Genomic DNA, 1203 nt, shown 5'->3' with positions numbered 1-1203 from the left:
GCTGTAGTGACTATTTTCTCCTGCGGCTTATTACTTCCAGGCGTACAGGCAAACTCTATTGGTGCCAGCCTGGATATTGCCTTCGGACTTAATCCGAATGTTACCGCCGCAATATTGGCCATGCTGTTAAGTTTCATTATTTTCGGTGGTGTAAAAAGGATCGCCAGCTTTAGCAGCATGGTCGTTCCTTTTATGGCGCTCGGTTATATTATTGTGGCCTGCGTTATTATCGCCATTAATATTGAACAGCTTCCTTCCGTTATTCTGCTGATCTGGAAAAGTGCATTTGGCCTCGAAGCGGGCTTTGGTGCCGTTCTGGGGCAGGCGATCATGTGGGGCGTTAAGCGCGGGGTTTATTCCAACGAAGCGGCGCAGGGTACAGGGCCACATGCTTCATCAGCGGCCGAAGTCAGTCATCCGGCGAAGCAGGGGCTGGTTCAGGCTTTCTCAGTCTATATCGACACGCTGTTCGTCTGCTCCGCTACCGGTTTTATGCTGTTGATCACCGGCTTGTATAATGTTCAGGGCGTTGATGGCGCGGCAATCTACACCGGCATCGCAGGTGTTGCAGCAGGCCCTGGCTATGTGCAGACCGCGATGGAAAGTATGATGCCTGGTTTTGGTAACTACTTTGTCGCCATTGCGCTGTTCTTCTTTGCCTTCACCACTATTATTGCCTACTACTATATTGCTGAAACAAATATTGCCTTTATCAACCGCAAAATTAACCGCCCATGGCTGACGTTCTTGCTGAAAATATTCCTGTTAACCTCCACGGTATATGGCACCGTGCGTACTGCGGATCTGGCATGGGGTCTGGGCGATATTGGGGTCGGGTTGATGGCGTGGCTTAACATTATTGCAATTGTTCTTTTACATAAAAAAGCATTTGCCAGCCTTAATGATTATGAAACGCAGAAAGCGCAAGGTATCGATCCACAATTTGACCCGATCCGGCTTGGGATTAAAAATGCCGATCACTGGGTTAAGGAACGTAAAGATGAAAAAGGTGTGAACCCGGATCAGACATCTTCTCTGCCGGGAGGCCGTACAATAAGCTGATGGCGCGAAAAAAGCCCGTACGAAAGTACGGGCTTTTTTTTAATAGCGTAGTGAGGGGGATTGACTCGCTGCGCCAGTTGTCGAACCCCGGTCTGGGATTCTCATCCCCCCACAGGCGTGCAACATGCGAAAAAAAGCCCG

General features: G+C 49.5%; 1 protein-coding gene. It reads left to right on the top strand.

Annotated elements, in window-relative coordinates; genetic code table 11:
- Positions 1-1062, top strand: a 1062-nt coding sequence (locus WFM46_RS23715) for an alanine/glycine:cation symporter family protein (RefSeq protein ID WP_336998721.1), incomplete at its 5' end; no start/stop codon positions are given.
- Positions 1063-1203: the final 141 nt, after the last annotated feature.

The sequence above is a fragment of the Leclercia sp. M50 genome, from assembly GCF_037150775.1.
Taxonomy (GTDB): domain Bacteria; phylum Pseudomonadota; class Gammaproteobacteria; order Enterobacterales; family Enterobacteriaceae; genus Enterobacter.
The sequence above is the reverse complement of the archived record's forward strand: the minus strand, read 5'-3'. Positions and strand labels throughout refer to the sequence as shown.